The following is a 2,432-nucleotide window of genomic DNA, read 5'->3' as shown; positions in this document are numbered from 1 at the left end:
CCTCGACGGGCTGCCCCCACTGCGCAGCCCGGTACACCGTCCGGCGAGAAAACAACTCGCCGAACAAGCCCGCAGTGACGTCGTCCATGGGGGCGCGGTACGGCGCCCCCAGATCGACAGCCTCAATCAGCTGCTCATCCAACGGGTCATAGAAGCGCGCCATCCGCGCCCACTTGCTCTCCGGGATACCGAGCCCGGCGATGTAGCAGTAGCCGGGCCGGGTGGATCCCCAGGTCGGCATGCCGCCTCGGCCGAGGGCGGCAATCGCCCGCTCCGGCAGCACGTGCGCGGCGTCCTCAGCCTCCTCCACACCGAAGCAGATACCGGCGCCGTGGTTCTTGCGGACCGAGGTGGACACCTGCCGGTAAATCCAGTCCTGGGTGGAGGAGACGAACATGATGCCCGCGGAGCCAGCGTCGGCGACGACCTTCTCGTACTGGGCCTGGAAGCGGCGGAACTCTTTGGACTCCTCCAGCCACACGACCATCAGGTTCAGCTTCGACCGCAGCGACCAGCGGCGCAGCCCTTCACGGGCCAGCTGCGCGGTACGGCCCTCGATGACCTTCGGCAGGCGAGCCATGAACAGGCGCGCCTCCTCAACATCGGTGATCACCCACGTCAGACCGTGGGCGACCGGGCCGAACGTCTGCATCTCCTTGGTCAGGTCCACGCCGATGACGTTCAACCGGCGCATGACCAGCAGCGACGCCAGGATCACCAGCGCGCCGGTGGACTTACCAGACCGGGTGACGCCGCCGATCTTCACGTGCTTGATGTCCTCGGCACCCCGGTCCTTGTCGAAGTCGCCGATCAGCCGCACCGTGCACGGGCCGGACTGATACTCGGCAACAGCGAACGCTTCTGTGGGCAGGGACCCCAGCAAGTCGGCCACCCCTGGCCAGGCCAGTCGGCCCTTGAGGTTGTCGCGGGTCGGGATCTCCAGCGTGGCGACACCGTCCTTGTCAGGGTGAGCACTCAGGTGCGCTCCTCCCGGCACCGCGCGGGCGGCAGACGACAGCAGCGGCACCAGGGCACGCGCATCATCCAGGGTTCCGCCCGGCTTGGTGTGGACCTTCGCCCGTACCACTCCACGCTCGTCCACGGTGGGCGCAGAGAAGCGGACCTGGGCGTTCTTGACCGCCTCCAGCAGGGGAGTCGCTTCGCCGTCGTGATTGGTGGCTCCGGCGTACTTGCTGGAGCGCCAGATGCCCCACAGCACCCACACCACGATCGAGCAGATCACGTACACCGAAAGCAGCCATCCCTGTGTCAGGCCGAAGATCAGGCCCAGTACGAGGACGCCGGTCGCGGCGGCTCCGCTGGTGGCCACAGCGATCCTGAGATCCCGCCGGCTCCCTGCGGCCAGCCACCCGTAGTAGGTGACCGCGCCGCCCAGCACGAAGAACAGCAGCGCCAGGACCGGGGTGACGAACGGGTCACCACCCCACGCCAGATGCGCCATCTGCACGATGAGCGCCCAGATCAGGCAGCCGATCCCTGGGGCAAGCAGCGGCAGGCCATGAACCAGCCACCAGCCGCCACCCACGTGCGGCACCGTTTCGGGCTCACGGACTCGGCGGCTCATCACACGTCCTCCGTCCGATACCGGCCCGACTTGTCAGCAGGCTTGCCGTCGGCGGCCCTGGACGTCTCCAGCACGATGTACTCCTGGTGCACTGCCGCCATCCGCACGAGGTCCTTCGCGGCCTCCAGCACCGCGTCAGCGGCGTTTTTGCCGTGCCCGCGCAAGCGGACGCTCAAAAAGAACCGGTCGAACCAGTTGGCCGCTCCTACGCGGGGCTTGCGGACGCGTAGCCACCGGCTGGTCTGAGCTGAATCCTCAGCCAAGGTCAAGGCCATCTCGCACAGCAGTGTCCGCCAGTGCTCCAGGTGAGCGCGGTACGCAGGGTGACCTGTGGTGAAATGTGCGACCTCGATCTCGGCAGCTACCTGCTGCATCGTCTTCTTCTCAGCCATTGGTCCGCCTTGCCTTCTTCTCCTTGTCGATGAACTCCTGGTGCACGATCCGCCACTTACGGATCGCTTTCGCCGCCTCGACGAGCGCGTCCCCGGCGTGTCGGCCGTGGGCGCGGGTGCGCCGCGATAGGCGTAGCCGCTCACTCCAGGGCAGACGGCGCCCTTTCTTGGGCCGCCGGTTCCGCAGATAGGTCGAGGCCATTTCGGCGTCCACGCGGATCATCAGCGCCGCCCGCTCCAGCAGCTGCTCAGCGTTGTCGAGGTAGGCCTGGTGTGCCGCGTGGTTAGCGATCGGCCCAGAGGCTTCAAACTCGTGGATGAGCCCGGCGAGGTCGGCCATTTACAGATCTCCGATCGTGTACTGGATCAGGCGCAGCGCAGTGGCCTTGGTGGATGTGCAGGTGATGGTGGACCCCTGAACGGTGCGGACGGTGCGGGAGTCGCTCGCGGCCCAG

The 2,432-nt window shown here is 67.1% G+C and carries 3 protein-coding genes; all 3 read right to left on the bottom strand.

Translation table 11 applies throughout. The annotated features are described in order from the left end of the window. Window positions 1-1,585, bottom strand: a 1,585-nt coding sequence (locus AB0N02_RS47255) for an FtsK/SpoIIIE domain-containing protein (protein WP_363961743.1), incomplete at its 3' end; no start/stop codon positions are given. After that, window positions 1,585-1,977, bottom strand: a complete 393-nt coding sequence (locus AB0N02_RS47250; protein WP_363961741.1) for a hypothetical protein — start codon at window positions 1,975-1,977, stop codon at window positions 1,585-1,587. The genes AB0N02_RS47250 and AB0N02_RS47255, both read right to left, overlap by 1 nt. Beyond that, on the bottom strand, window positions 1,970-2,317 hold the full coding sequence (locus tag AB0N02_RS47245) for a hypothetical protein (RefSeq protein WP_363961739.1): 348 nt from the start codon (window positions 2,315-2,317) through the stop codon (window positions 1,970-1,972). Before AB0N02_RS47245 ends, AB0N02_RS47250 begins: the two co-directional genes overlap by 8 nt. Window positions 2,318-2,432 lie beyond the last annotated feature (115 nt).

This window comes from Streptosporangium sp. NPDC051022 (assembly GCF_040683035.1).
GTDB lineage: Bacteria > Actinomycetota > Actinomycetes > Streptosporangiales > Streptosporangiaceae > Streptosporangium.
This window is presented reverse-complemented; position numbering and strand designations above follow the sequence as displayed.

Excerpts from the sequence above, each read along its gene's own strand:
- AB0N02_RS47250 (WP_363961741.1), bottom strand. The coding sequence starts at position 1,977 with ATGGCTGAGAAGAAGACGATGCAGCAGGTAGCTGCCGAGATCGAGGTC.
- AB0N02_RS47245 (WP_363961739.1), bottom strand. The coding sequence starts at position 2,317 with ATGGCCGACCTCGCCGGGCTCATCCACGAGTTTGAAGCCTCTGGGCCG.